Annotated in this window: 25 protein-coding genes, 17 tRNA genes and 1 rRNA gene; 7 read left to right on the forward strand and 36 right to left on the reverse strand. The window is 40.9% G+C overall.

What is annotated here, in order from left to right; translation table 11 throughout:
- The 9 genes from C6Y07_RS14530 to queG form a co-directional block, all read right to left on the reverse strand.
- Positions 1 to 525, reverse strand: a complete 525-nt coding sequence (locus tag C6Y07_RS14530; RefSeq protein WP_034663787.1) for a flavodoxin family protein — start codon at positions 523 to 525, stop codon at positions 1 to 3.
- A 17-nt stretch (positions 526 to 542) separates the two neighbouring features.
- Entirely contained in the window at positions 543 to 2,162 is a 1,620-nt protein-coding gene (locus tag C6Y07_RS14535) for a DHA2 family efflux MFS transporter permease subunit (RefSeq protein ID WP_034663790.1), read from the reverse strand.
- Positions 2,163 to 2,201: 39 nt separating this feature from the next.
- On the reverse strand, positions 2,202 to 2,834 hold the full coding sequence (locus C6Y07_RS14540; RefSeq protein WP_106156947.1) for a biotin/lipoyl-containing protein: 633 nt from the start codon (positions 2,832 to 2,834) through the stop codon (positions 2,202 to 2,204).
- Between the two features lie 363 nt (positions 2,835 to 3,197).
- Entirely contained in the window at positions 3,198 to 4,361 is a 1,164-nt protein-coding gene (gene yhbH / locus C6Y07_RS14545) for a sporulation protein YhbH (protein WP_060595839.1), read from the reverse strand.
- Positions 4,362 to 4,500: 139 nt separating this feature from the next.
- On the reverse strand, positions 4,501 to 6,396 hold the full coding sequence (locus C6Y07_RS14550) for a PrkA family serine protein kinase (RefSeq protein WP_034663803.1): 1,896 nt from the start codon (positions 6,394 to 6,396) through the stop codon (positions 4,501 to 4,503).
- Positions 6,397 to 6,773: 377 nt separating this feature from the next.
- Entirely contained in the window at positions 6,774 to 7,481 is a 708-nt protein-coding gene (locus tag C6Y07_RS14555) for a YrpD family protein (protein WP_106156959.1), read from the reverse strand.
- 165 nt (positions 7,482 to 7,646) lie between these two features.
- A complete protein-coding gene (gene trmL, locus C6Y07_RS14560; RefSeq protein WP_034282301.1) occupies positions 7,647 to 8,120 on the reverse strand; it encodes a tRNA (uridine(34)/cytosine(34)/5-carboxymethylaminomethyluridine(34)-2'-O)-methyltransferase TrmL in 474 nt (157 codons plus the stop codon).
- Positions 8,121 to 8,163: 43 nt separating this feature from the next.
- Positions 8,164 to 9,066 (reverse strand): amidase domain-containing protein, encoded by a 903-nt coding sequence (locus C6Y07_RS14565; protein WP_106031608.1) that lies wholly within the window; start codon positions 9,064 to 9,066, stop codon positions 8,164 to 8,166.
- A 61-nt stretch (positions 9,067 to 9,127) separates the two neighbouring features.
- Positions 9,128 to 10,276 (reverse strand): tRNA epoxyqueuosine(34) reductase QueG, encoded by a 1,149-nt coding sequence (queG, locus tag C6Y07_RS14570; RefSeq protein ID WP_060596035.1) that lies wholly within the window; start codon positions 10,274 to 10,276, stop codon positions 9,128 to 9,130.
- Positions 10,277 to 10,359: 83 nt separating this feature from the next.
- Between queG and C6Y07_RS14575 the strand changes: the two genes are divergently transcribed.
- The gene (locus C6Y07_RS14575) at positions 10,360 to 10,956 is read left to right on the forward strand and encodes a hypothetical protein (protein WP_223250500.1); all 597 of its coding nucleotides are present in this window, start codon (positions 10,360 to 10,362) and stop codon (positions 10,954 to 10,956) included.
- A 97-nt stretch (positions 10,957 to 11,053) separates the two neighbouring features.
- Here the strand turns inward: C6Y07_RS14575 and C6Y07_RS14580 are convergent.
- From C6Y07_RS14580 to C6Y07_RS14610, 7 genes are all read right to left on the reverse strand, one after another.
- Positions 11,054 to 11,127: transfer RNA gene (locus C6Y07_RS14580), tRNA-Gly, on the reverse strand.
- A 127-nt stretch (positions 11,128 to 11,254) separates the two neighbouring features.
- On the reverse strand, positions 11,255 to 11,911 hold the full coding sequence (locus C6Y07_RS14585; protein WP_106039583.1) for a putative periplasmic lipoprotein: 657 nt from the start codon (positions 11,909 to 11,911) through the stop codon (positions 11,255 to 11,257).
- Between the two features lie 74 nt (positions 11,912 to 11,985).
- Positions 11,986 to 12,267 (reverse strand): hypothetical protein, encoded by a 282-nt coding sequence (locus C6Y07_RS14590; RefSeq protein WP_060595836.1) that lies wholly within the window; start codon positions 12,265 to 12,267, stop codon positions 11,986 to 11,988.
- On the reverse strand, positions 12,264 to 13,169 hold the full coding sequence (locus C6Y07_RS14595) for a PqqD family protein (RefSeq protein ID WP_106156949.1): 906 nt from the start codon (positions 13,167 to 13,169) through the stop codon (positions 12,264 to 12,266). Before C6Y07_RS14595 ends, C6Y07_RS14590 begins: the two co-directional genes overlap by 4 nt.
- Positions 13,153 to 14,619 (reverse strand): hypothetical protein, encoded by a 1,467-nt coding sequence (locus tag C6Y07_RS14600; RefSeq protein WP_060595834.1) that lies wholly within the window; start codon positions 14,617 to 14,619, stop codon positions 13,153 to 13,155. Before C6Y07_RS14600 ends, C6Y07_RS14595 begins: the two co-directional genes overlap by 17 nt.
- A complete protein-coding gene (locus tag C6Y07_RS14605; protein ID WP_034663820.1) occupies positions 14,597 to 15,343 on the reverse strand; it encodes an ABC transporter ATP-binding protein in 747 nt (248 codons plus the stop codon). The genes C6Y07_RS14600 and C6Y07_RS14605 overlap by 23 nt, the downstream gene beginning before the upstream one ends.
- Positions 15,344 to 15,458: 115 nt before the next feature.
- Complete coding sequence (locus C6Y07_RS14610; RefSeq protein ID WP_003211695.1) at positions 15,459 to 15,671, reverse strand: hypothetical protein; 213 nt, start codon at positions 15,669 to 15,671, stop codon at positions 15,459 to 15,461.
- 858 nt (positions 15,672 to 16,529) lie between these two features.
- On the opposite strand from C6Y07_RS14610, the gene C6Y07_RS14615 reads away from it, so the two are divergent.
- Complete coding sequence (locus C6Y07_RS14615) at positions 16,530 to 17,825, forward strand: homocysteine synthase (RefSeq protein ID WP_060595833.1); 1,296 nt, start codon at positions 16,530 to 16,532, stop codon at positions 17,823 to 17,825.
- A gap of 42 nt (positions 17,826 to 17,867) precedes the next feature.
- Here the strand turns inward: C6Y07_RS14615 and lepB are convergent, their stop codons facing one another.
- Both lepB and ltaS read right to left on the reverse strand, forming a co-directional pair.
- Complete coding sequence (gene lepB / locus C6Y07_RS14620) at positions 17,868 to 18,434, reverse strand: signal peptidase I (protein ID WP_060595832.1); 567 nt, start codon at positions 18,432 to 18,434, stop codon at positions 17,868 to 17,870.
- A 155-nt stretch (positions 18,435 to 18,589) separates the two neighbouring features.
- Positions 18,590 to 20,530, reverse strand: a complete 1,941-nt coding sequence (gene ltaS / locus C6Y07_RS14625; protein WP_034663829.1) for a lipoteichoic acid synthase — start codon at positions 20,528 to 20,530, stop codon at positions 18,590 to 18,592.
- Positions 20,531 to 21,065: 535 nt separating this feature from the next.
- Between ltaS and C6Y07_RS14630 the strand changes: the two genes are divergently transcribed.
- From C6Y07_RS14630 to C6Y07_RS14650, 5 genes are all read left to right on the forward strand, one after another.
- Positions 21,066 to 21,869, forward strand: coding sequence for a DUF2262 domain-containing protein (locus C6Y07_RS14630; RefSeq protein ID WP_106156951.1), 804 nt, complete (start codon positions 21,066 to 21,068; stop codon positions 21,867 to 21,869).
- A 17-nt stretch (positions 21,870 to 21,886) separates the two neighbouring features.
- The gene (locus tag C6Y07_RS14635; protein ID WP_060595829.1) at positions 21,887 to 22,576 is read left to right on the forward strand and encodes a DUF1963 domain-containing protein; all 690 of its coding nucleotides are present in this window, start codon (positions 21,887 to 21,889) and stop codon (positions 22,574 to 22,576) included.
- Positions 22,577 to 22,641: 65 nt separating this feature from the next.
- A complete protein-coding gene (locus C6Y07_RS14640) occupies positions 22,642 to 22,911 on the forward strand; it encodes a hypothetical protein (protein WP_034663836.1) in 270 nt (89 codons plus the stop codon).
- 128 nt (positions 22,912 to 23,039) lie between these two features.
- Entirely contained in the window at positions 23,040 to 23,231 is a 192-nt protein-coding gene (locus tag C6Y07_RS14645) for a hypothetical protein (RefSeq protein ID WP_034663839.1), read from the forward strand.
- 68 nt (positions 23,232 to 23,299) lie between these two features.
- Complete coding sequence (locus tag C6Y07_RS14650; RefSeq protein ID WP_034663840.1) at positions 23,300 to 23,845, forward strand: histidine phosphatase family protein; 546 nt, start codon at positions 23,300 to 23,302, stop codon at positions 23,843 to 23,845.
- 34 nt (positions 23,846 to 23,879) lie between these two features.
- On the opposite strand, the gene C6Y07_RS14655 is transcribed toward C6Y07_RS14650, so the two are convergent.
- The 18 genes from C6Y07_RS14655 to rrf all read right to left on the reverse strand — a co-directional run bounded on the left by C6Y07_RS14655 (position 23,880) and on the right by rrf (position 26,692).
- Entirely contained in the window at positions 23,880 to 24,584 is a 705-nt protein-coding gene (locus C6Y07_RS14655) for a hypothetical protein (RefSeq protein ID WP_066031125.1), read from the reverse strand.
- Positions 24,585 to 25,098: 514 nt separating this feature from the next.
- Positions 25,099 to 25,180 (reverse strand) — tRNA-Leu (locus C6Y07_RS14660).
- 37 nt (positions 25,181 to 25,217) lie between these two features.
- A tRNA-Leu gene (locus C6Y07_RS14665) sits at positions 25,218 to 25,306 on the reverse strand.
- Between the two features lie 14 nt (positions 25,307 to 25,320).
- Positions 25,321 to 25,391, reverse strand: a tRNA-Cys gene (locus C6Y07_RS14670).
- Between the two features lie 5 nt (positions 25,392 to 25,396).
- Positions 25,397 to 25,471, reverse strand: a tRNA-Gly gene (locus tag C6Y07_RS14675).
- Between the two features lie 7 nt (positions 25,472 to 25,478).
- Positions 25,479 to 25,550 (reverse strand) — tRNA-Gln (locus C6Y07_RS14680).
- 9 nt (positions 25,551 to 25,559) lie between these two features.
- Positions 25,560 to 25,635, reverse strand: a tRNA-His gene (locus C6Y07_RS14685).
- 30 nt (positions 25,636 to 25,665) lie between these two features.
- Positions 25,666 to 25,739: transfer RNA gene (locus C6Y07_RS14690), tRNA-Trp, on the reverse strand.
- 13 nt (positions 25,740 to 25,752) lie between these two features.
- Positions 25,753 to 25,837: transfer RNA gene (locus C6Y07_RS14695), tRNA-Tyr, on the reverse strand.
- 15 nt (positions 25,838 to 25,852) lie between these two features.
- Positions 25,853 to 25,925, reverse strand: a tRNA-Thr gene (locus C6Y07_RS14700).
- A 6-nt stretch (positions 25,926 to 25,931) separates the two neighbouring features.
- Positions 25,932 to 26,007, reverse strand: a tRNA-Phe gene (locus tag C6Y07_RS14705).
- Positions 26,008 to 26,025: 18 nt separating this feature from the next.
- A tRNA-Asp gene (locus C6Y07_RS14710) sits at positions 26,026 to 26,102 on the reverse strand.
- Positions 26,103 to 26,106: 4 nt separating this feature from the next.
- Positions 26,107 to 26,183: transfer RNA gene (locus C6Y07_RS14715), tRNA-Met, on the reverse strand.
- 15 nt (positions 26,184 to 26,198) lie between these two features.
- A tRNA-Val gene (locus tag C6Y07_RS14720) sits at positions 26,199 to 26,274 on the reverse strand.
- A 31-nt stretch (positions 26,275 to 26,305) separates the two neighbouring features.
- Positions 26,306 to 26,380: transfer RNA gene (locus tag C6Y07_RS14725), tRNA-Glu, on the reverse strand.
- Between the two features lie 17 nt (positions 26,381 to 26,397).
- Positions 26,398 to 26,488, reverse strand: a tRNA-Ser gene (locus C6Y07_RS14730).
- Positions 26,489 to 26,492: 4 nt separating this feature from the next.
- Positions 26,493 to 26,567: transfer RNA gene (locus tag C6Y07_RS14735), tRNA-Asn, on the reverse strand.
- A 9-nt stretch (positions 26,568 to 26,576) separates the two neighbouring features.
- Positions 26,577 to 26,692 (reverse strand): 5S ribosomal RNA (rrf, locus tag C6Y07_RS14740).
- Positions 26,693 to 26,879: the final 187 nt, after the last annotated feature.

Below are 26,879 nucleotides of genomic sequence, written 5' to 3' on the forward strand. Positions count from 1 at the left end.
TTATCGCTTAAATGACGCAGTGACTGATGCTACACGTCTTCCTAATGCTTTGCCGAGTTCAATGCCTTCTGTAGAAATCACTTCATCAGAATCAATCGGACATGTCACACCTGCTCCATAGTAAGAGCCGTATAAAGCATTCTCTGGCACATTTCCAGGAAGGCCAACGACAAGCATCCCTTGATGGAACATTGGTGTAATCAAATTATGCATCGTCATTTCTAAACCGCCGTGCGTTGTAGCAGTTGTACAGAAAACGGCACCGACTTTATCGATCAGTTTTCCCTCTGCCCATAGGTAGCCAAGACGGTCAATCCATGTCTTTAACCCAGAACTAATGGTACCAAAGTGACCAGGGCAGCCCCAAATGATCGCATCCATTTGATCCAGCTTGCGAATATCCGCATCTTTCACGTGATCGACGAATACTTCAGCTTGCTCTGTTTCACCTGCGCCTGCTGCAATTGCTTCTGCCAGTGCTTTTGTATGGTCACCTTCACTATCGTATACGACATAAATTTTCATGTACGGTCCCTCCACACTTATCTTGCATCTTGGTTTGCTTCCTTAGGTGCTGGAAGCAGTGTCATTTCTTGTTTTTTATGCTGCTGATCTTTTCGCTTTTTATCCTTACGTACATCACGCAGGAACAAGCTGAGAATGACACCAGCGGCACAGAATAACGTTACCCACATGTAAGCATCATTGATGCCCATTACGTTTGAATCGACCTGTGCTTTCGTAAAGAGCTGGGTGGATACATATTTTTGAGCAGCTTCAGCTGTCATGCCCATATGATGCATCACATTCGACACAGCCGCCTGGAATGAATTCATAAAGAACGGGTCCGCTGTATTTGTTTGATCCGCCATATTGGAATAATGGAATGTTGTCCGATTCGTATAAATCGTTGTGATCAAACTCGTACCGATCGAACCGCTAATTTGTCTTAATGTATTAGACATCGCTGTACCATGGCTGTTTAAGTGCTGTGGTAATTGGTTCATCCCAGCTGTCATCACCGGCATCATAAGGAGTGACATACCGAATGCACGAACTGCATACATGAGCACAATGTGACTATACGATGTATCAATGGTCAGCCTTGTAAACTCGAATGTGGTGACAACGGTAATGAGCATCCCCACAATCGCAAGCGGACGAGGTCCAAATTTATCAAACAAAATCCCTGAAATCGGGGACATAATCAGCATCGCAAGTGCCCCTGGAAGCATTAATAGCCCGGATTGCAATGCCGTAAACCCAACGAGGTTCTGCAGATAAATCGGAAGTAAGAACATCCCAGTGTATAAGGCAACTGTAATAATAATATTAATGACACTTGATAATGAGAAGATGCTGTATTTAAACACGCGGAAATCAAGCATCGGATTATCAGCTTTCAGCTGTTGGAAAATAAAGAGAATGATCGCAATCGCACCAACAATAATCGTCGATAAGACGATCGGATCTGTCCAGCCATCACTTCCCGCTTCACTCACTCCGTATAGAAGCGAAGCAAAACCAACGATGGAAAGAATCGCACCAAGGCTGTCCAGCTTGATTTTTTTAGGCTCTACAATATTTCTAAACATAAAGAAAGCCGCGATAATGACAATCGCTCCGATTGGTACAAGTCCATAAAACATAATACGCCAAGAATAATGTTCAATAATATAACCAGATAATGTTGGTCCTACCGCAGGAGCAAACATCATCGCAAGACCGAAAATCCCCATTCCTTTCCCTCTGTTTTCCGGAGGGAAAATAAAAAGGATTGTTGTCATCACGAGCGGCTGCAGGATACCGCCGCCGATTGCCTGAATCAAACGACCGATGAGCATCGTTGAAAAGTTCGGCGCAATCCCGCAAATAAAGGTCCCTAGTGTAAACGAGATCATGGCGACTAGAAATAAGCTGCGCTGTCCAAAGCGTGTGATTAAAAACGCAGATAACGGAATCAGCACACCGTTGACAAGCATATAACCTGTTGTAAGCCACTGAATCGTCGTAGCACTCACATTAAATTCAGTCATTAAATGGGGCATGGCTACGTTCAGAAGCGTTTGGTTCAAAATCGCTACGAACAAGCCGGCCATTAAAATGATCAGTAAAGACAAGGAGCCTGCTCCCTGTTTTGTTGCTGCAGGTTGATTTGCCATCTCAGACAACCTCCTTTCATTTTTTGATATCAAACATCATTAAGATGAAATTTTGACAGAAGCATTCATACCAGGAAGTACTTTGTCTGATGGATTTTTAATTGAAATTTTCACTGCTACTTTTTGTGTGACTTTTGTATAGTTACCACTTGAATTTGTTGCTGGCAGCATATTGAATGTTGAGTTTGTCGCATAACCAATTTGTTCAACTGTTCCTTCAAATGTTGTATCAGGATCACCATCTACCACGATGTCGACTTTGTCGCCTTTTTCAATACTTTTAATATCTGTTTCTTTGATATTCGCTGTGATGTAAAGCTTGCTTAAATCAATGGTTTCACCAAGAACTGTACCAGGCTGCACTTGTTGATTGTTTTGTACTTCTTTTTTGACTAATGTGCCATCAGCCACTGATTTAATGTTTGTTTTTGTTTCTCCTTCAACTTTTGCAACTGCGCTGTCTTTTTGCACTTCGTCACCTTCATTGATATCCCAGCCTTTGATTTGTCCAGCTGCTGGTGCTGTGATTTGATACATGTCACCTGTCACTTTCGCCTCGTCAGTTTTGACAAAATTTGTGCTTTCGTAGTAGTAATAAGCACCTCCGGCAATAATGGCAAGAATCACAATAAGGCCAATAATGTTCGTTAGCAATAAACGCCCTCTGTTCATGTTTTGTTTCTCCTTTCATGTATAAAAATATAGTGTCATCTGCTTTAGCAAACTTAGAATGCCCATCATCTGACAGAATATGAAACAAGCTCATAAAGCTGTTATTTCTCCTTCATCTACTCCGCCTGAAAAATGGTGTGCAGCCCATTTATACTTATTGTTCACTCATGAGCAAAGAGTAGAAAAAGAAGAAAAGACGATCGGCATCTTTTTTGAAAAACTTATATTTAACAAGATTAAATATTAATAAATGAAAATTGAAATGTCAAAGAGAAAGTTTTACTTTTTTTCTGGTGATCCCTTCCTTCTCCATACAAAAAACCCTTCAGCCCTTATGCTGAAAGGTTTTTTCAAATGTGCTATTTACGAAAGAACTTCTTCCTGCTGAAAAAATTTTTTTAGTGCGAGAAAAACATCTGATTTTTGCTTCAAAATATAATGCTTAAATTTCTCATCCTGTATATGCTTATATGCTGACATTAATGTAGAATGCCGGTTGTATTGATTCACTTCACCATAACAGAATAAGTTGGCTTTTTTCATAATTTCAGAAACAAGCTTCACGCACCGTGCATTGTCTGAGGTCAAATTGTCTCCATCAGAAAAATGAAAAGGATAAATATTATATTGCGACGGCGGGTATCGTTCGTCTATGAGCTCTAGTGCCTTTCGATAGACAGAAGAGCAAATGGTCCCTCCGCTCTCGCCCCGCGAGAAGAAATGCTCTTCATCTACAACCTTCGCCTCCGTATGGTGGGCAATAAATTCAATATCGACCGTCTCATACTTTGTCCGTAAGAAACGTGTCATCCAAAAGAAAAAACTTCTCGCCATATATTTTTCCCAAAGCCCCATACTTCCGCTCGTATCCATCATCGCCAAAACGACGGCTTTCGACTCTGGTTTGGTCACTTCATTCCACGTCTTATATTTGATATCCTCTGGGTAGATTGGATAAAAGGAAGGACTGCCTGTCATCGCATTTCGTTTAAATGCCGACAGCATCGTTCGTTTTTTATGGATATTGCCTGTTAACCCGGTTTTGCGAATATCGTTAAACTCAATTTGCTCGACAATGATGTCGTCAAGCTCCTTTTGTTTAAGATTTGGCAGCTTTAGCTCCCGAAACAGCGCTTCCTCAAGATCGATTAATGAGACCTCTGCTTCGTAATAATCCTCACCAGCCTGATCTCCAGCGCCCTGCCCCTTTCCTTGCCCTTGCTTACTGTCTGATCCATCGCGCGCGACAATATCTCCAACCTCGCTGTCTCCATCGCCTTGACCCACATGCTTATTTTTGTCGTAATTATACCGAATTTTATATTCATCTAACGAACGAATCGGAATTTTGACAACATCTTTTCCATTAGACATGATGATGCTTTCTTCTGTGACAAGATCCGGCAAATTATTTTTAATCGCTTCTTTGACTTTTTTCTGATGACGCTGCTGGTCGTCATAGCCTTTTCGATGGAGGGACCAGTCTTCCTGAGATACAATAAACTGACTTTTTTCTTGCCGGGACATCCATCCCCCTCCTCACCTGTTTGCACAATTCTTCTAACTACCGATTCCTTTATCCTATGCTGCTCGTCACCCAAGTTGACGATCATTTCTAAAAAAGACATTACCGGTGCAGGTGCGCCAATAATGCCTCCTTCATTTATTAACGATTGAGAAGACTGCCTACATATTTTAAAAGTTCATTTGCACTTGTTGAATTATAGCCATGTTCATCAATCAATCTAGCCACTACTTCATTGACCTTCTTCAGCTGCTGTTCATCCGGTGTCTTCGTTGACGTCGTAATTTTCACCACATCTTTTAGATCAGCAAACAGCTTCTTCTGAATCGCCTCTCGCAATCTCTCATGAGAATTATAATCAAAGCGTTTGCCCTTTCTCGCATAAGCCGAAATACGAATCAGAATTTCTTCTCTGAATGCCTTTTTGGCGTTTTCAGAAATACCGATCTGCTCCTCAATTGAACGCATAAGCTTTTCATCAGGATTCATTTCTTCACCAGTTAACGGATCACGCAGCTTGTTTTTATTACAGTACGCCTCGACATTATCTAAGTAATTATCCATCAGTGTTTTCGCAGACTCCTCATAGGAATACACAAATGCCTTTTGAACTTCCTTCTTCGCAATATCGTCGTACTCTTTTCGCGCAACAGAAATAAAATTCAAATAGCGCTCCCGGTCCTCGCTGGAGATAGACGGATGCTGATCGAGTCCTTCTTTTAAGGATCGAAGGACATCCAGTGCATTGATCGATTCCATATTCTTTCGAATAATAGTGGAGGAAATTCGGTTAATCACATACCGCGGGTCAATTCCGCTCATCCCTTCATCATGAAATTCCTTTTTCATCTCATCAATATCAGCAGATTGGAAGCCTTCGACACTCTCTCCGTCATACAGACGCATTTTTTTCACCAAATCAATATCAGAACGCTTCGGCTCTTTGAGTCTTGTCAAAATGGAGAACATCGCTGCCACCTTCAGCGTATGCGGGGCAATATGCACATCAGAAACATCACTTTCTGAAATCATTTTATGATAAATGCGTTCCTCCTCTGTCACCTTCAAGTTATAAGGAATCGGCATCACAATAATTCTTGAGTGCAAGGCCTCGTTCTTTTTATTTGAAATAAACGACCGGTACTCGGTTTCATTCGTATGAGCGACAATCAATTCATCTGCACTAATCAAGGCAAAACGGCCTGCTTTAAAATTTCCTTCCTGCGTTAATGACAGAAGGTGCCATAGAAATTTCTCATCACACTTTAACATCTCCTGAAACTCCATCATCCCTCGGTTTGCTTTATTGAGTTCTCCATCAAAGCGGTAGGCCCTTGGATCTGACTCTGATCCAAATTCAGCAATGGTTGAAAAATCGATGCTTCCTGTTAAATCAGCAATGTCCTGAGATTTCGGATCAGATGGACTAAAGGTACCAATACCAGTTCGTTTATCCTCTGAGAAAAAGATCCGTTCAACCCTTACATCCTCAATTCGTCCGCCATATTCCTCTTCTAGCCTCATCATATTCAGAGGGGACAAATTCCCCTGCACACGAATGCCATATTCTCTATAGAAATCCTCCCGCAGATTTTGCGGAATAAGATGAAGCGGGTCTTCATGCATCGGGCAGCCTTTGATCGCATAGACTGCGCCATGATCTGTCAGTGAATATTCTTCTAGTCCTCTTTTCAGCCTAGTAACAAGCGTAGATTTCCCGCCGCTTACTGGTCCCATCAATAACAAAATACGCTTCCTCACATCGAGCCGCTTGGCAGCAGGGTGAAAATATTCCTCTACTAATCTTTCCAATGATTCCTCTAACCCAAAAAGTTCCTGATCAAAAAATTTGTACGTTCTGACCCCATTCTCCTCTTCAATCCCGCTGTCTTTAATCATATGATAAACGCGAGAATGAGCAGATTGAGCGACAAGTGGATTTTCCTTTATAATGTCTAAATAATCGCTGAATGTGCCTTCCCATTTGAGACGCTGCTCTTCTTCTCTGTGCTGTTCGATTTTCTTTAAAATATCCATATGAACCTCCTCTTTCAAGATTGAAGCAAGTAATCAGATACTGTTTTACAATCTATGCGGAGGCGTCCTATTACATGCTTTCGTTCTTCAAAATGACGAATTGGCAAACTGAATTGACAACCATCCGCAAGACCCTTCATAATAAAGGAAAAACAGGAGAAAAATGATCTTCTTCTCTTGCTTTTCAAGGCGAACTTCACACCATATGAAACAGGCAGCGATAGAAACAAAGGGATAAGGGGGAAGCTTATATGAGAACGGTCATTATGATGGGCGTCATCATTACGTTTTTAGTATCCATTTTCACAGCTGGCTACGAAGGCAAGCCTGGTAAATGAAAAAAAGGATGTTCCATTAGCGGAACATCCTTTTTTCATTTAATTCGTTGTTTTTAGCACCTGCATATTCACTGTATTCCCTGATACATGAATGGACGTAAAGTCTTGCGTATCAATCACAGGTGTGACGGCACGACTGTCTAATGTGATGTCAGTAAAACGAGTAGAGAAGTTTGCCCGAATATCTTTCCGGTAGATATCGTCAGTCACTGCTACTGTCGACAGTAATTTCCACTTAGTCACAGAGCCAATGTTTGAGTTTTGAATTTCTGTGATGATACGCCCGGTATAACCAACATTATTTGTCCTCCAGAACGTCGCTCTTGTATGTCCATTCAAGTTTTTATAAATGGTCATTTGCACAGTACTTCCAGGCTTAAATCCATTTGTATACGTAAAATCATTTTTTCCTTCGATATATGTCTCTTGATTATTTGTTCCTACTTTCATCGTAGGTTTCCACACATTATAGGTTGGACTGTATTGAAGACCGATGTCTGCTTCTTTTAAACCTGTGAATCCAGAATAAATATAAGCTGTCCCATTTGACACACTCATTGCGGGAGGGAGTTGAATCTTTGTGACCAATATTGATCCATTGCTATTGATATAAGTACGCCCGCCGATACCTTTCGATAATTGCGCTGCTTCTATTTCCTGCGTCTGAGAGAGACCTGGGATACTGACTGGAATCGTCCCCATTAAAATAGCAGAGCTAATGGCACTAGTGATCAGTAGCTTTTTCATCTCATTTAATGGATTCATTATTTTTTGAAAACGCGATTACAATCTATCATACTACCTATTTTTTTACATGTAAAAAAAGTATAAAAAAAGTCGTATTTTCCTTCTTTATATTTCTTATCTCATATAAAAAAAGCCAAGATAGGTATCCCGGCTTTCATTATGACCTTAAATCAGATCTCGGTATTGCTGCTGGCGAAGTGCCTCATACACAAGAATTGCTGCCGTATTCGATAGATTCAGAGAACGAACATGCTCTGTCATCGGTAAACGAAGGCAGCGGTCCATATTCTGTTCGATCAAATCTTTCGGCAATCCACTTGTCTCTCTGCCAAAAACGAAGAAGTAGTCTTCATCTAACTGAGAGTAATCAAATGTCGTATGCGGCTTTTGGCCAAATTTTGTGATATAGAAGAATTGTCCCTTCGGATGAGCCTCAAACAATTCATCAAGCGAGTCATGATAGACCACATTGGCATATTTCCAATAATCGAGTCCTGCACGCTTCAGCATTTTGTCATCTGTCGAAAAACCAAGCGGACGAATCAGATGAAGAGTTGTATTTGTTGCTGCACATGTACGCGCAATATTTCCAGTATTAGCTGGAATCTCTGGTTGATATAAAACGACATGAAGTCCCAAAAAAGTTCACCTCTAATTTTCTTTTCCGCTCAACATTATACCATTAACTATCCTTCGCGGCATCGTCCAAAATGTGAAAAAACGTATAACGAATAGCAGGTGTATAGGCGGTCGAATCCTCATACGACCAATAACGCATACGGCTGTCATATGTCTGTGCATTCACAAGAGGCATTCCGCCTTTATCATGATCGACGACAATGGTTGTATGATTATACCTGCCATCTCCCTCAAAATCGTAGCAAATGACATCACCAATTTGAAGCTCCTGCGCTTCTTTGAGTTTCTTTGCTCTTAAACCCGCTTTTGAATTCGCTAAATAATTTTTCATCGAATGAGCCACCGTCCAGCTATAGCTCCACGTATGAGGACGCACCCACCAGCCAGATCCGCGGTTCGGATACCCTCTCGTTGGTGCATTCCCTGCTTTCAAGCATTGTGAAATAAAATTTGTGCAGTTATCTTCAAAATTTTTATAGGCGGGATTTCGTTTATTCCAGTACGTCTCCGCATATTGCACAGCTGCCCGCCGGTCATAGTGAAAGGCTCTCCCAAACTGTTCTTCGGTGTGAAAGCGCTCATCCACCTGCTCTTCCATTTGCCGTTTTTCTAGCATCATCCGATCTTTGACAAGCATGTCGTTGTAAAGGAACGCTTCTCTTTTTTCTACCTGCTCCTCTAAATAAAAAGAGTCGTCTGCATCCTTGCATACATAAGTGAGATGAGCGAGATACTGCACATGCTGAGCCCCGTCATCCTGAATCGATGAATCAAGAAGTTTTGCTTTGGCTTTCGCCTTGACAATCTCCACCTGTCTTCTAGCAAAAAGCTCTTTTTTCCGTTCAACTGCTTCCACATCAGACATGAGCTGCGGCTGTTTAATTGCACTCCCATTTAATAAATAACCAAGCCTGTCTTCTAATGTTTGCTCTAATAATTGTTTCACACAGACACCACCAAACTTTTTTTAAAATCTCTGTTTGGTTCATTCTATGTTCATAGGGATGTTATTTAGTATTTAAAGGTGTCTGTAAAAACTCAATCCCTTTGACAATTTCTTGTTTCGCTTCCTCATCACTTTCCCGCTCAAGAGCTTTTTCCAACTCTGGGAGCAGCTGCTCGTCGCCAATTTTCCCTATTGCCCAAGCAGCAGTGCCTCGAATAACAGGCCGTGGATCCTTGTGCATCAAATCAATCAACACTGGTAAGGCAGATGTATCTTTAAAGTGAGCAAGTGCCAAAATCGCATTTCGCTGAATCGGCTTTTTCCCCCGCCATGAACCTGAAACATGACCGTATTTTTCCTTAAACTCACGATTACTGATCGTAAGAAGCGGCTTTAAGAGCGGCTTCGCAATTTCAGGGTCCGGCTCCATTTCAGGATGCAAATGAAAGTCTTTTCCTTTATTGATCGGGCAGACGATTTGGCACGTATCACACCCATACAATCGATTTCCTATTTTCGAACGAAATTCGTCAGGCAAAAATCCTTTTGTCTGCGTTAAAAATGAAATACATCGTTGAGAATTCAGCTGTCCTGGATTCACAAGTGCACCAGTTGGGCACGAATCTACACATTTATTGCACGTTCCGCACTGGTCTTCAATTTTTTCATCCGGTTCAAATGGGACATTTGTGATCATTTCAGCCAAATACACATAAGATCCAAACTCCGGCGTGATAATCATACAGTTCTTTGCACTAAAACCTATGCCAGCGCGTTCCGCTACTGCACGATCAGACAGTTCCCCTGTATCCACCATTGATTTTGTCCGTATATCGATATGTTTGCTTCGCAAGAATTCCTCGAGCATATCGAGCTTTTTTTTCAGCACAACATGATAGTCCGTTCCCCAAGAAGCCCGGCAAAAGATCCCTCTTCTTGCATCCTTTGTACTTCGAGGAGCATCTTTCATTTTGGAAGGATACGCGAGCGCTATCGCAACAATTGATTTGGCCTTCGGAAGCAGCAAAGAAGGGTTTGTTCGTTTTTCGATGTCAGGCTCTTCAAAGCCTGACAAATACCCTAACGATTCATGTAAGATGAGGCGGTCCTTTAATGAATCAAATGTATCAGCACTTGCAAATCGGATTTTATCGACACCAATTTCTTTCGCATATTGAATCAATTCTTCTTTTAATTCTCCAACATGAATCACCTTGCAAACCTCCTTTCTTTGTTTCTTCTGTTGTTTTCAGTATAATACGAGTGTATCATGACCGATTGGAGTGAGTCACTGTGAAGATACATATGGAAATTTCTCATCCTGACAACCCGTCTATCCATGTTGGACAGATTGAATATTCGCATATTGAAGTTGATACATCCCCTCAAATGTTAAAAGGCCGACTACGCCTGTTTCAAGAATCTTTATTCTTTGAATACGAAGATAAAGTCTTAGAAGAAGTACCAGCAATCAAAGAATGGACGGATCTTTTAAAAGACGTTCCTTTCCTGCCAATTCTTGCTGATATCCAAAAGGAACAATTTATTGACTCGACCAATTCCGTACAGGATTTGTCGATATTTTTCTCTTTAAAATATTTCTTGCCCATCCTGACATTCGATGCTGATCGCATAGAAGAGCCGCTTTCTCTAGCAAAACATGAGACTGGCCACATTGAATGGCAGGACGACGCGGGACTTAAGGGATTATTTTCTCATGCAAGTAAAGCACAAATTTCTCAAGACACAAAAAACATTCTGCAAATCATCCTCTTTCCGCCATCTATTTCCCGGGAAAAGAGTGAAGCTCTAATCCAATCCTTGACGAAGATGTTTGTACAAATACATGGTGGAGAAAGTAAATATGAACTTATTGAAAAAGCACTGTAGCTTGACAGTGCTTTTCACATTATACTGACATAATAAAAAACGCAACACTTCGTTTATCTATGAAACGAAATACTGCGTTATAAACAAAATTATGTATTGGAGCGGGTGATGAGAATCGAACTCACGACATCAGCTTGGAAGGCTGAGGTTTTACCACTAAACTACACCCGCATCAATTTTTCAAAAGCAACGTCATCGCGTTGACTTTTATTATGTTACAACTTTCTTAACAATTCGTCAAGAGAATATGTAGATTTTTCGTCAAAAAACTTCATATTCTCCGTATATATTACGATAGTTATTTATCTAGCTGAATATAAAATAAGTATGCATGTGACTTATTCTTCAGTGCTTGCTTTGGATTCTTCTCAATCTCTTCAAGCATAGGTGAATTCCCGTCTTTCCCCATTGCTGCTGTATATGCAATCAATGCCTTCCCTCCAGAAGAGACTTTGACAGTTTCAGATTGTGCAGAAAAAACATAGTCACTTACTTTGAACGGGAAGCTTGATGTCGCTTTCGTCATTCCCTCATTCTTTTTGTCTGACCAAATACTAAATTGTGATTCATATGTATCTTTCTCATGCTTTAATTGCAAGAGCACATTCATCGTTTGGTCGGTTCCATTCTGATGTAAAGTAAAGGTGGCAGATGATGCTTCCTGATTAGCTAATCGACCATTTTTGTAATGACTCCCGATAAACGTAATACTCTTATCCTTCTTCGTTAATCCTTTTAGTGTCAAAGCCACCATTTCATTAGGGGCTGATGCTTCTAGTAAGTTTTTTTCTTTTTTTGTCAGTTTCATTTGTTCGATGGTTACTTGCTTCTTAGTAGCAGACTCCGTGTTTATTGTAGATACCGTCTTCTCGGTTGTCGTGGTTTCTTCGGCCTTCTCGCCGCATCCTGCTAATAGAAAAACAGTGAATATAAGAACACTCCATTTTTTTAACATTGAGATCTCCTTTGATGTTTTTCTATTATACTAAAATTTGGTTGATTATACAAAAAAAGATTAGGAGGATTCTCCTAATCTTTTGCTTTTTTCTGCTTCATTGCTGATAAGAAAGCCACAATGAGAAAACTCGCGGCAAAAATCACAATCATATAAATAAAAAAGTTTGGCTTGATCTGAAAAGTAAATGCGGATGAACCTTCCATCTCAAAAGCGAGACTGTTAAATAATAAGGCATCATTCGTTTTTGATTGAAATAAATGATAGAACAATACACCAATTGTCAGCATCGGAAAGCCTAAAAATCCTAGAAAGCCACCAACAATAGCGCCTTGTTTCATCGCCTGTACGTTCATGATCGTTGTCCTCCCATTCCCCCAAGCAATAGCTGCTTCATAATGGATTTACCATCCCCCATAAATGGAAGAAGATAGAGTAATTGAATAAAATACGTGATTGAAAAAATAAAGAAACCTGTCGAAATTGGATTTTCTTTCAGAAATAATACGGTCACAATGATCCCTGCTGCCCCGATCACACCCGGGACAAGCGGCCCAAGCAGAGTAATCCATACTTGCTTTTTCTGAAACGGATCTAATACAGGTCTCACAAATTTCACAGACATCATATCACTCGCAAAAAAGCCTTGAGGACCATCCCGTCCCGCAAATTTCCGATGCGCATAGCCGTGTGCTCCCTCATGTAAGGCGGTCCCGGTAATTAATCCAAAATAAATAATAGTAAAATAAATCGCAATGGCTGCAATCGACTGATCAGGAATGAATAAAAAAGCGATCCCTGCCATGACCATAAAAAGCATCCAGAAAAAGATGATTTTACGCGTCACCATGAGCAAAGCCGTCCCCAAAATGTGCAGGAACGAGTGACCAGTGCAATCAAATCGTTCCTTCATTTTCACTTGATACTGTTTGAAAAATTGACAACAGGCTGTCACAATCCGATATGGTGATTGATAATGAATAGACAGCAAGTGATGCTGATTTAACCCCATTATCAGTTGATAAAAGTCACGAGAAATCACAGATTCATCGACCTGAAACAAATCGGCGAGCTCTGCGGTAATACTTGCTTCTGTCCTTTTGCCATCTACTTTCGTTAACATATGATAGGCACTTTCATTAATCGGGAGTGTGCTTCCATACTGCGTATCAGTGAGATGCCTCTTTTGTAAGGTCACATACGGCGCGAGTGCCGGTACCCGCTCAATCTTTAGCTTATTGTTAAGAAGTTGAATCATGTGAATACCTCCATGAAAAACCTTTGTATATGGCAAAGATGAGCAGACCTTCAAATGCAGCTACAAGCAGCCACTGAAGTGTTTGACTCGACTCCCCTATGACATAGTTTCCAATAAAAACAATCGGAATCATGAGTAAAATAAGTGCTCCAAATGAAAAAATACCTGTGTAGGGATTGTTTCGGTCAAGCGGAAGTAAAATACCTACCACATAAAAAAGCGCAGTGGCATTGCATAAAACAGCAGCCCCAATCAATACGTTCCAAATCTGATCAGGAAGCGTCAGCGTTGTCAGCATGAATAACGCAATTTGCAGTATACCAACAAGCAAAAGCCCGATAAACTTATACAGAGCCACTTCCCACGATCTTAGGCCAAATGTTTTGTACATCCCCAGCATTCGTTTATCATTGCCAAATGAATTGAAGGCGGTTAATCCAGCAAGAGCGCAGAGAACAAAAAACGCTTCTTCTTCAAAGCGGAATCCAAACTGATAACGGACGAATAAGATCACAATGAGGAGAATGAGAAAGTTTAAAATGTTTTCTTCATTTCGCACCTGTGATTTCATTTCCTTTACAATAAGTGACCATTTTTTTGAAGAAGAGAACGGCAGTTTGTTTAAAAAGGTTAACGCTTTTTTCTCTGCCATAATTGGCATCATCGCAAGAGAAAGAAATGCGCCGCCCGCCGATAAAAGGATGAACAGGATCAAGATTGCATAATTTACCCCTTCAGGAGACATTCCTTGAGCCGCTAAGAAAAACGGTGCTGTAAAATACATCAAATGATAATCAAACTGTATATATGATTGCTGAATTTGACTGATATCAAAATGCGTCATTCCATACGCCACAACCAGTGCTAATAAAACAAAGATCGCTGCAAATTTTTGCAACGGTAATTTTAATTTCAGAACGACCAAATAGGTAATATTATAAATGAGTTGCAGAAGCATTAAGACAAAAAGCGATTGCAAAATCACCATTAAAAAGAACGTAAAGATAAAGAAAATACCTATTCCCTGGGCAATAAAGTTAGGTAAAAGCAGGATACCGATAAAAAATAACACAAGTCCTGCCACCACTGTCACCATCGGAATAAAGTATCCAAGGCTTTTCTGAAAGGTAGAAAGCGGGAACCAGCTGAGCTGCATAGAAAAACGGTCTTGCTCAGGCGTTCTGACCTTGATCAAAATGAATAACAAGCTTGTAAATATGGATGCATTGATCGCCATTGACACAACGAGTAATCCAAGTGAACGTTCATCTCCATTTAAGAAAGCCTTCATAAAGACACCCGTAAAACTGTATCCGATGATGGCGCCCATTGTGACGGCAAACAAAAAGAATAAGATCACAATGATCCGCTTCGTCTGAGTATCAAAGAGCTTATACATCTCCTGCTGCCACATTTTAAGCATCATTCTAGAAATGATTAATGATTTCATCAAAATGTGCACCCCTATCACTTAACATTGAAGCTTTCAGAAACACCTGTTCCAATGTGCTTGATTGATACTTCTCCTTTAAGGCTGAGACCGTTCCTTCATCCATTTTATTTCCCTTAGAAATAATGGCGATTTTGTGGCACAGCTCTTCCGCTGAAAGCATATCATGCGTTGAAAGCAAGATCGCACCATGGTGCTCGGCATAACGCTTCATCAGTTTCTTTGTGTTTATAACCGCTTCAATATCAAGTCCTCTAAAGGGCTCATCCATGATCACCAATTGACTATCAAGCATAAAGGCGGCAATCAGCTGTGTCTTTTTTTTCATACCATGTGAATAGGTTTCGATCGGTCTTGATAAAGCCGAGTCCATATCAAACAGTTCAATTAGTTGATTTCTTCTATGAATTGTTTTACATTCATACATAGAAGAAACAAAATCTAAATATTCAGCACCAGTCAAAGCTTCAGGGAGTAGCAGATCATCTGGAACATAGGCTACTTGTTTTTTAAAGGATGGTTCGTCATTTGTGACGTCCTGCAAGAGAATCGTTCCTTCTGTATGCTTAATGATGCCGAGTATACAGTTAATCATCGTTGTTTTACCGGAACCATTCGGTCCAGCAACAGCAACGATTTGATGAGGGTCGATCTGTAGATGAAAATCATTGACAGCAGTCACGTTATTTTTATACGTCTTAGTTAAATTCTCGATCGTAAACATATAACCTCCAAGTGTCTGCATATTCTTTAAAAACAGATCAGGCTAAACCGCCCGCCACAGACGGTTTAGCCCTGGTGTCATTTCATAGAAGTAAAAAGATGAATCCTAAGTATAGCTACTTACATTCAATTTGGACTTTTAAGCCACTTTCCCACTGAACGGCTCCTGTAAAGCTACCCTTGCCGTTTGCTAAACACCAAACTGCTGCTCCTAGAACAACTGTTGCTCCCAATCCAAGAAGGACAGCAACAAATACTAAGAACCAAGCTTGATCCATAATAGCAGGTTCCATAGTGGAATAGTCAACTTGCGGCGCTGCATAAGTCATACTTTTCACCTCCCAGCTTATGATGATCGTATCATAGGCGTCACTCTCCAAACATCAACAGAAGATCCCATTTTTGACCGAACATACTTTTGGGTAAAATGTGACTTTTTATTCAATTATTCACTTTTAAGTGTATAACCCCTCTCTTATTAACTAGGTTTTTTCACTCCATAAGAACCACCAAACCCATATAATGTCAATTAAACCATCTTTTTTCTTCTTTTTTTGAAATAGGCCATTTTTATCATCTCCTTTATATATTCTTTCTTTTTTGTGAGATAGAAAGAATTCCCCCGATATATCAGATATAAAAGTCCTGATTATATGTCGTTATAACTCCATTTATGAAATATTTACTGATAATTCCGACAAAAAAGTGAGCATATTTTCCTTCTTCTCTTGTCACTTAAAATATGTATATACAAGAGAAATCATTGGGAAAAAAGCCCTTGCCTTCTTGAGTAACATCCAACATATGACACGCTCCTTTCTATGAAAAAGCAACCTACAGCATAGGCTTTCCCCATGATTCCACCAGCTGGCATTCTTTGTGCTTCAAATTAGATTAATCGCTTATAGAATTCATCTAAAACGATGGCGAGCATGATCTTTTCAAACAACACTTGAATGATTTGCTGCTTTCTAAAAAAACTGATCCGCACTCTCTAAGGAAACAATCTCTCTTTTCACCAACATATACACCCTTCCAATTGAAATAAAAAAGTTCATCAACTTTATTGATTATTTTTTCAGATTTATCTAAAAAATGATTGACCAGGCATGAAACAAGATTTATAGTCTTATTAAATATTTCTTATCAAAGTAGTTGGTTTTATCTAACAAAAGGAGGATACACACATGTCAGAAGAACGTCCATTCCGTTTAGAAACAAAAGCCATTCACGCAGGTCAGGAGCTTGATTCAGCAACCTATTCAAGAGCCGTGCCTATTTACCAAACAAGCTCTTTCGGTTTTAGAGATAGTGAGCATGCGGCGAATTTATTTGGACTGCAGGAACCCGGAAATATTTATTCTCGCATTATGAACCCTACAAATGACGTCTTTGAAAAACGGATCGCTGAGCTTGAGGGCGGCATTGGTGCACTTGCTGTCTCTTCTGGACAAGCAGCGACAACTTATTCTATTTTAAACATTGCAGGAGCTGGTGACGAAATTGTATCCTCCAGCAGCCTTTATGGAGGCACGTACAATTTATTTGCCCATACACTCAAAAAGCTCGGCATTACAGTGAAATTTGTTGATTCATCCAACTTGGAAGAACTCGAAGCAGCGATTACAGACAAAACGAAGGCAGTGTATGCAGAAAGCATTGGGAATCCTAAAGGCGACATTCTACATATTGAAGCCGTCTCAGCCATTGCACACAAGCACCATATTCCGCTTATTGTGGACAATACGCTCGCAAGCCCCTATTTATTAAGACCGATCGAGTTTGGTGCAGACATTGTCGTCCATTCCGCTACGAAATTCATTGGCGGTCATGGTACATCAATCGGCGGTGTCATTGTCGATAGCGGCCAGTTTCCTTGGGCTGACAGTGATAAGTTCAAAGGGCTGACTGAACCAGATCCAAGTTACCACGGCCTGACGTATACCGAAGCAATTGGAGAAGCCGCTTATATCACAAAAGCACGTGTGCAGCTCTTACGGGATTTAGGAGCAGCCTTGTCACCTTTCAACTCATTTTTACTTCTGCAAGGCCTAGAAACTTTGCATTTGCGTCTCGAGCGTCATAGTGAAAATGCGTTAAAAACAGCGCAATTTTTACAAGATCACCCTCTTGTAGATTGGGTAAGCTACCCAGGTCTTGAAAGCCATGAATCTTATGAGCTTGCTCAAACCTATTTGCCAAAAGGACAAGGCGCCATTCTCACATTCGGTATTAAAGGTGGGCGAGCTGCTGGTAAAAAGCTCATTGATTCCGTTAAGCTTTTCTCACACCTCGCAAATGTCGGCGATTCTAAATCACTGATCATTCATCCTGCCAGCACAACACATCAACAATTAAGTGAAGCAGAACAAAAAGCGACAGGCGTCACACCAGAACTCATTCGTTTATCTGTTGGAACAGAAGCGATTGAAGACATCCTTGCAGATCTTGAACAGGCGATCACAAAAAGCCATGCTGAATGAAATAGAAAAAGCACACCTCTGTGTGCTTTTTTTTATGAGTCATTAATCATTGAGTAGTCGAATGTCTTGGAAAGGGTAAAACACAAATGAAGTGGTTCCTTGAATATCACTCTTTGTAAAAAGACCTAAGCCATTGCGGCTGTCCATTGAGTTTTGACGATTGTCACCCATGACAAAATACTTTCCTTTTGGAACAGTAAGAGGACCAAAATCAGGTGTCAGCAAGGTCCCATCTGCGGCTGCTTTCTTTTTGTTTGACGCTAAGTAAGGCTCCGCCACTTTTTGTCCATTGACATATAGCTGGTCATTTTTCATTTCAATTTTATCACCGGGTAAACCAATTAATCGTTTTACATAATGAGTGCTGCGATCTTCCCCATCAAGAACAATGATCTGTCCCCGTTTGTAATCGCCGAAGTAATCAACCGTTTTATTCACAAAAACCCGCTCTGTATTATGCAATGTTGGATCCATAGAGGTCCCTTTTACAATGTACGGTGCGAATAAAAAGTTACGAATGATAAAAACAGCGATGAATGCGATTAAGATCGCTTTGAGCCAGCCCCATACTTCTGATTTCTTTTTTTGTGTTTTTGTATTTGTTGTCATAAGCTCCTCCTGAAATCCCCTAGGACGAAATGAGTTCCGCCAGCTGCACGCCAGCATCACGCTTGTATCACCCTAAATATAAACATATTTTGCCAACAAATCAAGCGGTGAGAGAGAAAAAGGCAAGCACCCTTCTGTGCTTGCCCAAAACTCAGTTACTTAGCAGAAGAATCCTCTTCTTTTTCTTTTGATTTACCATAGAAATAATCAGATGGATTCACTGGTTTAAAGTCAGACAGCTTATGGAATCGAAGAAGATCCCTATAAAGCACTTTATCTGAAAGGCTTAACTGATTATCGACACGGGCTTTAATCGCCTCTGTCTTTTTATTTTGTTTCACAACTTTACCTGTTTTTGTATCGTAGACAGTGTTATCTACGAGTGTATATTTTGGTGTCACATAGTTTCCGTTACGGAATGCAACAGTTTGATCATGCTTCTTAGAGAATAGATCTGTTCCAAAATTCACATACTCATTTGAATCAATACCTTGTAAGTGAAGAAGCGTAGGCATCACGTCTACTTCACCACCATACGTATGGTTCACGCCGCCCTGTTTGCCAGGAATACGAATCATGAGTGGTACACGCTGGTTTTGTGCATTTTGATAAGGTGTAATTTCTTTCCCTTGAATTTCGCTCATTGCACGGTTATGGTTTTCAGAAATACCGTTGTGATCACCATATAATAAAATGACCGAGTCTTTATACATACCTGATTTTTTCAAGTCTTTAAAGAATTGCTCTAATGACTCATCTAGATATCTTGCTGTTTGGAAGTAGTTATCTACTGTTTTGTCACCAGTTGTTGCCTTAGCAATTGTCGCATCTTTTTCATCTAAATTAAATGGATAGTGATTAGTCAATGTCATTAAATGTGCATAAAATGGCTTTTTCATTGATTCTAGCATCGGGATTGATTCTTTGAAGAATGGTTTATCCTTCAGACCCATATTCACAAGATTTTCTTCATCCATGTTGTAATATGAAGCATCGAAGAATTGATCATATCCCATATGCTTATAAATCGTGTCACGGTTCCAGAAAGATTTATAGTCCCCGTGAAGCACTGCGCTCGTATAGCCTGCTTTTTGATCTAGGATGGCAGGGAGTGATTGGTAAGTATTTTCACCTTTTGTCACAAACGCTGCTCCCTCTGGCAAGCCGAACATACTATTATCCATCATTAGCTCAGCATCAGCTGTCTTTCCTTGACCTGTCTGATGGAAGAAGTTGTCGAAATACGTAAAATCCTCTTTACCATGAGCTAGTTTGTTTAAAAACGGCGTCACTTCTTCTCCATTTAGTTTGTAGTCAATTAAGAAAGACTGGAAGCTTTCTAAATGGATTTTAATGATGTTTTTCCCTTTTGCTTTACCAAAATACTCTGCGTTTGGCTTCGCATAGTGAGAAGCCGTATAGTTTACAACATCCGTTAAATCTTCACTGCTCGCATTTGCTACCTGTGTTGCATTTTGTGCTGATTGTACTCCGTCATAAATCGTATAATTATAAACACCTAAGTATTTGACAACATACTTGTGATCAAATGTTCTTGTTAATAATTCTGGACGGTCCTTTTCAGCTAAATGAAGGTTTACAAAAAACAGTCCTACACCTGCAGCCACAATCAGCAGTGCAAATGTCTTTTTCATTTGGAATTTTTTCACTTCTGGTCTCCAAATCACAATCGCAATCAAGATAATGATATCAAGGAAATACAAAAGGTCATGCGGCTTAATACTAGATAATACACCGCCAGTCATGCCTCCTCCAAGATTGCCTGCTTGCTTCATTGTGGAGAAAGTCAAAAAGTCATCAAAGAAACGGTAGTACGCTACATTCGCATATAAAAGTGCGGTCATAATAAAGTCAATAACAATTAAAACAATGGCAGATTTACGACCCTTCAAAAAGAGAGCCAGTCCCAAAAACACAATGGCTGAACTAAATGGATTTAATAAGAGAAGCCCCTCTTGAAAAGAACCTTTCACTCCTAAATTAAAGTCCATTTTGTAGGCAGCGTACGATTTCGCCCAAAATAAAAGGACAGCCAATACAAAAAAGCTATATTTGTTCGCAAATATTTTTTTCATAAAACCTCTTCTTTCTTAGTTATCGTTCTGATATAAATGAAATCATAAAAAATTTACATTGATTTTGCAAATGTAAATCTTCTTCACCAAGCATTCCGATGCTCTGTTTCCGCCGGACATATGTGCTCCTTTAATATAACGTATGAGAAGCTTCAAAGGTTTCAAAAAAAATACGAGTAAATAAAAGGAAAAATATCCATTTACACTTCATTTACACACACTTCATGTTTTAGTGGATGAAGAAGGGTTTGTAAGTCACTCAGTACTACTTTACTTTTTTCATCTATTCGTGTCAAAGTAATTATAAAGAAAAGGAAGAATCACCTAGGCCTTTCGACTCTTTCACCTAAATTTATACAAAATTCGATACATAATCCATTTGTTTTTTATTGTGACTCACCCTCCAGCAATCCATGTATTTTCTCTCCCTCTGTCAATCTAAAAAAGTTTTAAGCAAAAAAAAGCTTGATTTCTCCTTCTGATGTGCGGTGTGATAAAGATATAGATTTTCAAAAAGCAGGCTGGAGGACATCACATGAAGAATAACAAACAAATAAGCGCATTTAAAGAAAGATTTTCAGCAGAAATAGATCACATCATTGCTGTCACAGGACCTTCAGGAGTAGGCGCAGGAAAAACCGGACAGGAATCTCTTTGGACCGCTTCTATTCCACTGATTGCATGGAAGGAAAAAGACCTCATCACAACCGAAAACATAAGGCTCTGCTGGTTAACAGATGAAGAGGGCTTGCGGGAAAAGCAGGCACAATTACATAAAGAATCAATCGTGACACTTCAGGTCCGAAAAGGTGAAGGTGAGTTCATGCTTGTATCACTCATCGATACAGATACACAGGATCAAGAGCTTCAAGAGATACGAGAAGAAGCTCAAAAACCTGTCTTTTACCATGATGACATGCTGGGCACCTTTGAATTAGTGAAAGGACTAGACTTATTTGAAACAACGATCCAATGGAGCAATCAAGAGTGCCTGCTCTACTTCAACCTCGAAAAAGATGAAAAAGTAAACGACTCTCTTCGAACCGCTAGACAACTCATGGAAGAGCAGACCACATGGAACTCTTCCATTAAATCATTTGCAGCAAATCAACTGATTGAACTAGCTAAAGACTGGCAGGCACAAGATGACTCCGCTGAAAAACAAGAAGAGCTCACACTGGATCAATTTATGAGCCGCATCTCACTCGAAAGCCTTCATGCTTACCCAGATGGAGAGTTTGAAGTGTACTGTCATGACGGTGATTTATTTTGGGGACATGTCATCATTGTCTCAGGCAATATCAATGGCACGTTTCAAGATGCCCACATTGCAGGCTAAAGATTGAGGGATAAGTAATGGAGATAAAGGCTTTTCACGAATTAGAACAACTGGGAAAAACACCCATCGTGGCTAAGATTGGCGGTTTTCGTCCTGATCCAGCAGCACACAGCTGGTTTGCCAGTCATTTCTTCATCCACCCCGATCAAGGCTGGCCAGCAGATCAAGATGGTGTCATGATTCCGATCTTACAAATTTATTTACCTGAAGTGCCAGGAGGAATGAACGGATTCAATGAATGTAAGATGATTCAAATCTTTCTTAATCAGAAAGCACTTCCGATTGATATCACCAAAAACGGCGAAGGCTGGAAGCTTATTGAATACGCAACTATGGAAGGATTCGAAGTAGTTGAGACTCCAGAAGAAGTGAGAGGACTCAAACCCTTTCAAATTCAATGGAATGAAAGTGAGCAAAAGGACTTCCCTTGCTGGGAAAAAGCGTGGTCATATGTTGATTTATCAGAAGTAAATGAAAGTGAGGAAGCGACAGAACACTTCTTTAAGCAATACACAAATTATTCATTCACAAAAATCGATGGATATGGCGCATATATTCAATCCCCACCCCGTCATCAACCAGGAGAATTCATGCTGCAAATCGCCCCAGAAGAAAAACCTCGGTTTATGATTGGTGATAACGGCACGATGTATTTCTATTACGACAAAGACAAAAAAGAATGGTTGATGCACTGGGATTGTTTTTAAAGGTTTATTGAATGAAACCTTTCCTTCTTCTAAGCGTAGGAAATAATATGGGGGGAGGAACCAAAATGGGATTCATTTTCGATATCTTTTCACTTGCTGTGTATATCCCTTTTCTACAGGTAGATGAAGAGGATATCTCTAGAAATGCAGCGCATCTCAAAAAATTCAGCTGGTTTCACACGTTATTAAATGATCCAACTTTCAGGAATCTCATCATTTATCATCCAGATGTCAGACAAGTCATTGGCAGATGTAACACGGATAAACTCCATCACAAGCGATATAACTTAAAATGCGAACGTAAAGTGCTGAAAGCATTACGTCGTGCTATGTAAATGTACAAAAAGAGCTGCACTTTCCTGTGGCTCTTTTCATCGTTCTCTAAGAAAACATTTGACGCCTGGACAACTCTCCCCGTATATTATGTATAAATCCATCTTTTTCATAGAAAAGGGGGCTTTACATGCGCTTGTTTAAGTACTGGAGAAAAAAGCAGCCTAAACAGCAGGTCACTTCAGAAAAGCAAGAAGACAGCATCCCAATCAACTTCTCCACACTTCCCTTTGGCACAGACACCGTAGACGATTTTTTGTTCAACTTAGACCTAACCTCGAAGCTAACAGATCCCTATAAAGAAACAGATCCGAACAAATGAACCTAGACCTTCATGAATCCTCATCCAATCCTGGATGATTTTTTTATACTCGATGAGAGGTGTGCCCCATGAAAACATATTATATCGTCAGACATTGCCAAGCAAATGGACAATCCGAGGATGCGTCTTTAACGCCTCAAGGCATCGCACAATCTCACGAACTAGCACAGTTCTTTTCCGGTATCCACCTCAATCAGATCATCTCAAGTCCTTATAAACGAGCGATCCAAACCACTGAGCCCCTTGCTCATGTGAAACAGCTCGAGGTACAAATTGATCAGCGTCTTTCTGAACGTGTGTTAAGCAGCAAACCAATGGACGATTGGTATGAGAAACTAAAGCTCAGTTTTTCGGACTTACATATGACCTGTGAAGGCGGAGAATCGAGCCAAGAAGCGATGAACCGTATTGTAGAGGCACTCTATGAACAAATAAAATTAGGAAAAGATCATACCTTATTCGCCACACATGGCAATATTATGAGCCTGCTTCTAAAACACGCCGATCCCACGATTGGAATCAAGGAGTGGGAGCAGCTAAGCAATCCAGATGTCTATGTTCTGCAATATTTTAGACCAGATCATGTAGAAATAGAGCGAATATGGCATAAGTAAAAAAACGGCAGAATGAATTCTGCCGTTTCCTCATCTATTGATGATAATAAAATGCCTCTACCCACTCATAGGGCTTCCTACGCTCCGCACACCATTTCATAAAGCCTCTTGTCTCCGTCTGCTGAAATTCCTTCCAATCCGATAAAAGCTGGTTATAGTAGACCGAATGTTTTTCAACATTGGTACGAATCCTCTTATCTTCAATCAGTGTCATGACATCTTCAATGCCCTGAATTCGCTCTTGATCTTTCTCATAGGTGCTTAAATAAAGATCTTCATGTATATGATGAAACGAATACCATAAGGCCGATAGATAGGTTTCACAAATTTGAACTATCACACGCTGCTCCTTGCTGCCTCCAAGCTCTAGTGCCTTCAATAAGTAAGGCAGCCCTTCTCCCTGATGCACGAACAAGCCTTGCCAGCGATATGGTCTTACATCCATTGGATCAACATTCTCCCACTCTTGCAGAACGGGCTGAATCACCTCATTTACCAATGGAAACACAAGCAAATGATGACCATCCTCAAACCGTTCAATCCACTCAAACAGCCAAGCAACAAATACACGCTTTGCTTCAACCTCGTTCTCCTTCATCTCCGCAATAAAGGACTGAAGAACTTTAAGCGCATCTTTACGCAGACCTTGCTCTTTTCTCTCACAGTACTGTCTAAAAAGCGGATAATCTCGTGATCCCTCGTCTTCAATGATGGTCTGTAATATCGTCTTCGTTTGCAAGATAACAACTCCGCCCCTCTAAATTCATTCTATTTATCTCCTATAGCCAATTGTAACGTCCACATGAAACAGTACAAAGATGAGAAGCTCTTATTTATTGAAACAAAACTAGATTCCTTAACGTTGATTCACCCAATCTATATAACGCTTTTGAATCACTTCTTTGATTTTATCGTAGTTCTCCCAACGATCTTCAACATGATACACGCTTTCAGCTGCTGAGAATGTCTCCCCGTAGTCATCTAAACACAAGCCATGTTCAAAATCGAGATAATCCTAGGCGAATTCATTTCCTTCAGCATTTAGCATATTCTATTGGTCCTTCTTATTTCAAGGGAGGCAGCTACACGCTCTGCTTGATAAGAGTGGTATAACGCCTAACTGCTGTTGCAAAATTTTCTAATAAGTTTATATTTACATCTAAATAACTCGTTTTAACCACAAAAAAACGTTTCACCACAATGGTGAAACGTTAGGCTGACGGTAAAATACCGATCATAAAACTTTTAATAGATACCGGTGGCCGGGGTCGAACCGGCACTCCGTGAGGAACACGATTTTGAGTCGTGCGCGTCTGCCAATTCCGCCACACCGGCATGATCATTAAAGAGCGCAACTTATGATAAAAAATAATGGTGCCGAGGGCCGGACTTGAACCGGCACGGTAGTCACCTACCGCAGGATTTTAAGTCCTGTGTGTCTGCCAATTCCACCACCCCGGCAGTCTTTTCAAAAAAGGCGACACCCGGATTTGAACCGGGGATAAAGGTTTTGCAGACCTCTGCCTTACCACTTGGCTATGCCGCCATTATTGGAGCGGAAGACGGGATTCGAACCCGCGACCCCCACCTTGGCAAGGTGGTGTTCTACCACTGAACTACTTCCGCAAATTAACTGGGCTAGCTGGATTCGAACCAACGCATGACGGAGTCAAAGTCCGTTGCCTTACCGCTTGGCTATAGCCCAATAATAAAATGGGGCGATTGATGGGAATCGAACCCACGAGTGCCAGAGCCACAATCTGGTGCGTTAACCACTTCGCCACAACCGCCATAGATGTTATGAATCATATTAAGAAAATTGGCAGGGGCAGTAGGAATCGAACCCACACCGGAGGTTTTGGAGACCTCTGTTCTACCTTTAAACTATGCCCCTATGAAAATAAAAATGGTGGAGGGGGGCGGATTCGAACCGCCGAACCCGGAGGGAGCGGATTTACAGTCCGCCGCGTTTAGCCACTTCGCTACCCCTCCACATTTGAAAAACAGTGCCGGCAAGAGGACTTGAACCCCCAACCTACTGATTACAAGTCAGTTGCTCTACCAATTGAGCTACACCGGCAAATAGTGGTGGCTCGGGACGGAATCGAACCGCCGACACACGGATTTTCAGTCCGTTGCTCTACCAACTGAGCTACCGAGCCAAGTATTCTTTTTGAAAATGGCGGTCCGGACGGGACTCGAACCCGCGACCTCCTGCGTGACAGGCAGGCATTCTAACCAACTGAACTACCGGACCATTTTGGTTGCGGGGGCAGGATTTGAACCTGCGACCTTCGGGTTATGAGCCCGACGAGCTACCGAACTGCTCCACCCCGCGACGATATAAAAGATATGGTGGAGGATGACGGGCTCGAACCGCCGACCCTCTGCTTGTAAGGCAGATGCTCTCCCAGCTGAGCTAATCCTCCGAATAAAAATACTGGTGTATATTCTATAAAATGGTGACCCGTACGGGATTCGAACCCGTGTTACCGCCGTGAAAGGGCGGTGTCTTAACCGCTTGACCAACGGGCCCTTTATTATGTAAATTGTGGCGGAGAGCAAGGGATTCGAACCCTTGAGACGGGGTTACCGCCTACACGATTTCCAATCGTGCTCCTTCGGCCACTCGGACAGCTCTCCAAATTGGCTCCGCAGGTAGGATTCGAACCTACGACCGATCGGTTAACAGCCGATAGCTCTACCACTGAGCTACTGCGGAATGAAGAAAGCCTGGCGATGTCCTACTCTCACAGGGGGAGACCCCCAACTACCATCGGCGCTGAAGAGCTTAACTTCCGTGTTCGGTATGGGAACGGGTGTGACCTCTTCGCCATCATCACCAGACAATTTAGTGACAAAAGATATTATACTATGTATTGAAAATAAATCAAGAGATATTTTAAAAATGTTCTCTCAAAACTAGATAACAATGTTCAAGCTTCACATTAGAATATAGGTTAAGTCCTCGATCTATTAGTATCTGTCAGCTCCACGTGTCACCACGCTTCCACCTCAGACCTATCAACCTGAT

It is taken from the genome of Bacillus sp. LNXM12-1, assembly GCF_003004375.1.
In the GTDB taxonomy this organism is placed as follows: Bacteria; Bacillota; Bacilli; order Bacillales; family Bacillaceae; genus Bacillus.

Excerpts from the sequence above, each read along its gene's own strand:
- C6Y07_RS14540 (WP_106156947.1), bottom strand. The coding sequence starts at position 2,834 with ATGAACAGAGGGCGTTTATTGCTAACGAACATTATTGGCCTTATTGTG.
- C6Y07_RS14640 (WP_034663836.1), top strand. The coding sequence starts at position 22,642 with ATGGGATTCATTTTCGATATCTTTTCACTTGCTGTGTATATCCCTTTT.
- C6Y07_RS14585 (WP_106039583.1), bottom strand. The coding sequence starts at position 11,911 with ATGTTAAAAAAATGGAGTGTTCTTATATTCACTGTTTTTCTATTAGCA.
- ltaS (WP_034663829.1), bottom strand. The coding sequence starts at position 20,530 with ATGAAAAAAATATTTGCGAACAAATATAGCTTTTTTGTATTGGCTGTC.
- C6Y07_RS14630 (WP_106156951.1), top strand. The coding sequence starts at position 21,066 with ATGAAGAATAACAAACAAATAAGCGCATTTAAAGAAAGATTTTCAGCA.
- C6Y07_RS14530 (WP_034663787.1), bottom strand. The coding sequence starts at position 525 with ATGAAAATTTATGTCGTATACGATAGTGAAGGTGACCATACAAAAGCA.
- yhbH (WP_060595839.1), bottom strand. The coding sequence starts at position 4,361 with ATGTCCCGGCAAGAAAAAAGTCAGTTTATTGTATCTCAGGAAGACTGG.
- C6Y07_RS14615 (WP_060595833.1), top strand. The coding sequence starts at position 16,530 with ATGTCAGAAGAACGTCCATTCCGTTTAGAAACAAAAGCCATTCACGCA.
- C6Y07_RS14595 (WP_106156949.1), bottom strand. The coding sequence starts at position 13,169 with ATGATTCAACTTCTTAACAATAAGCTAAAGATTGAGCGGGTACCGGCA.
- C6Y07_RS14550 (WP_034663803.1), bottom strand. The coding sequence starts at position 6,396 with ATGGATATTTTAAAGAAAATCGAACAGCACAGAGAAGAAGAGCAGCGT.
- C6Y07_RS14610 (WP_003211695.1), bottom strand. The coding sequence starts at position 15,671 with ATGACTTATGCAGCGCCGCAAGTTGACTATTCCACTATGGAACCTGCT.
- C6Y07_RS14535 (WP_034663790.1), bottom strand. The coding sequence starts at position 2,162 with ATGGCAAATCAACCTGCAGCAACAAAACAGGGAGCAGGCTCCTTGTCT.
- lepB (WP_060595832.1), bottom strand. The coding sequence starts at position 18,434 with ATGACAACAAATACAAAAACACAAAAAAAGAAATCAGAAGTATGGGGC.
- C6Y07_RS14555 (WP_106156959.1), bottom strand. The coding sequence starts at position 7,481 with ATGAAAAAGCTACTGATCACTAGTGCCATTAGCTCTGCTATTTTAATG.
- C6Y07_RS14645 (WP_034663839.1), top strand. The coding sequence starts at position 23,040 with ATGCGCTTGTTTAAGTACTGGAGAAAAAAGCAGCCTAAACAGCAGGTC.
- C6Y07_RS14635 (WP_060595829.1), top strand. The coding sequence starts at position 21,887 with ATGGAGATAAAGGCTTTTCACGAATTAGAACAACTGGGAAAAACACCC.
- C6Y07_RS14650 (WP_034663840.1), top strand. The coding sequence starts at position 23,300 with ATGAAAACATATTATATCGTCAGACATTGCCAAGCAAATGGACAATCC.
- C6Y07_RS14590 (WP_060595836.1), bottom strand. The coding sequence starts at position 12,267 with ATGAACGTACAGGCGATGAAACAAGGCGCTATTGTTGGTGGCTTTCTA.
- C6Y07_RS14600 (WP_060595834.1), bottom strand. The coding sequence starts at position 14,619 with ATGAAATCATTAATCATTTCTAGAATGATGCTTAAAATGTGGCAGCAG.
- C6Y07_RS14605 (WP_034663820.1), bottom strand. The coding sequence starts at position 15,343 with ATGTTTACGATCGAGAATTTAACTAAGACGTATAAAAATAACGTGACT.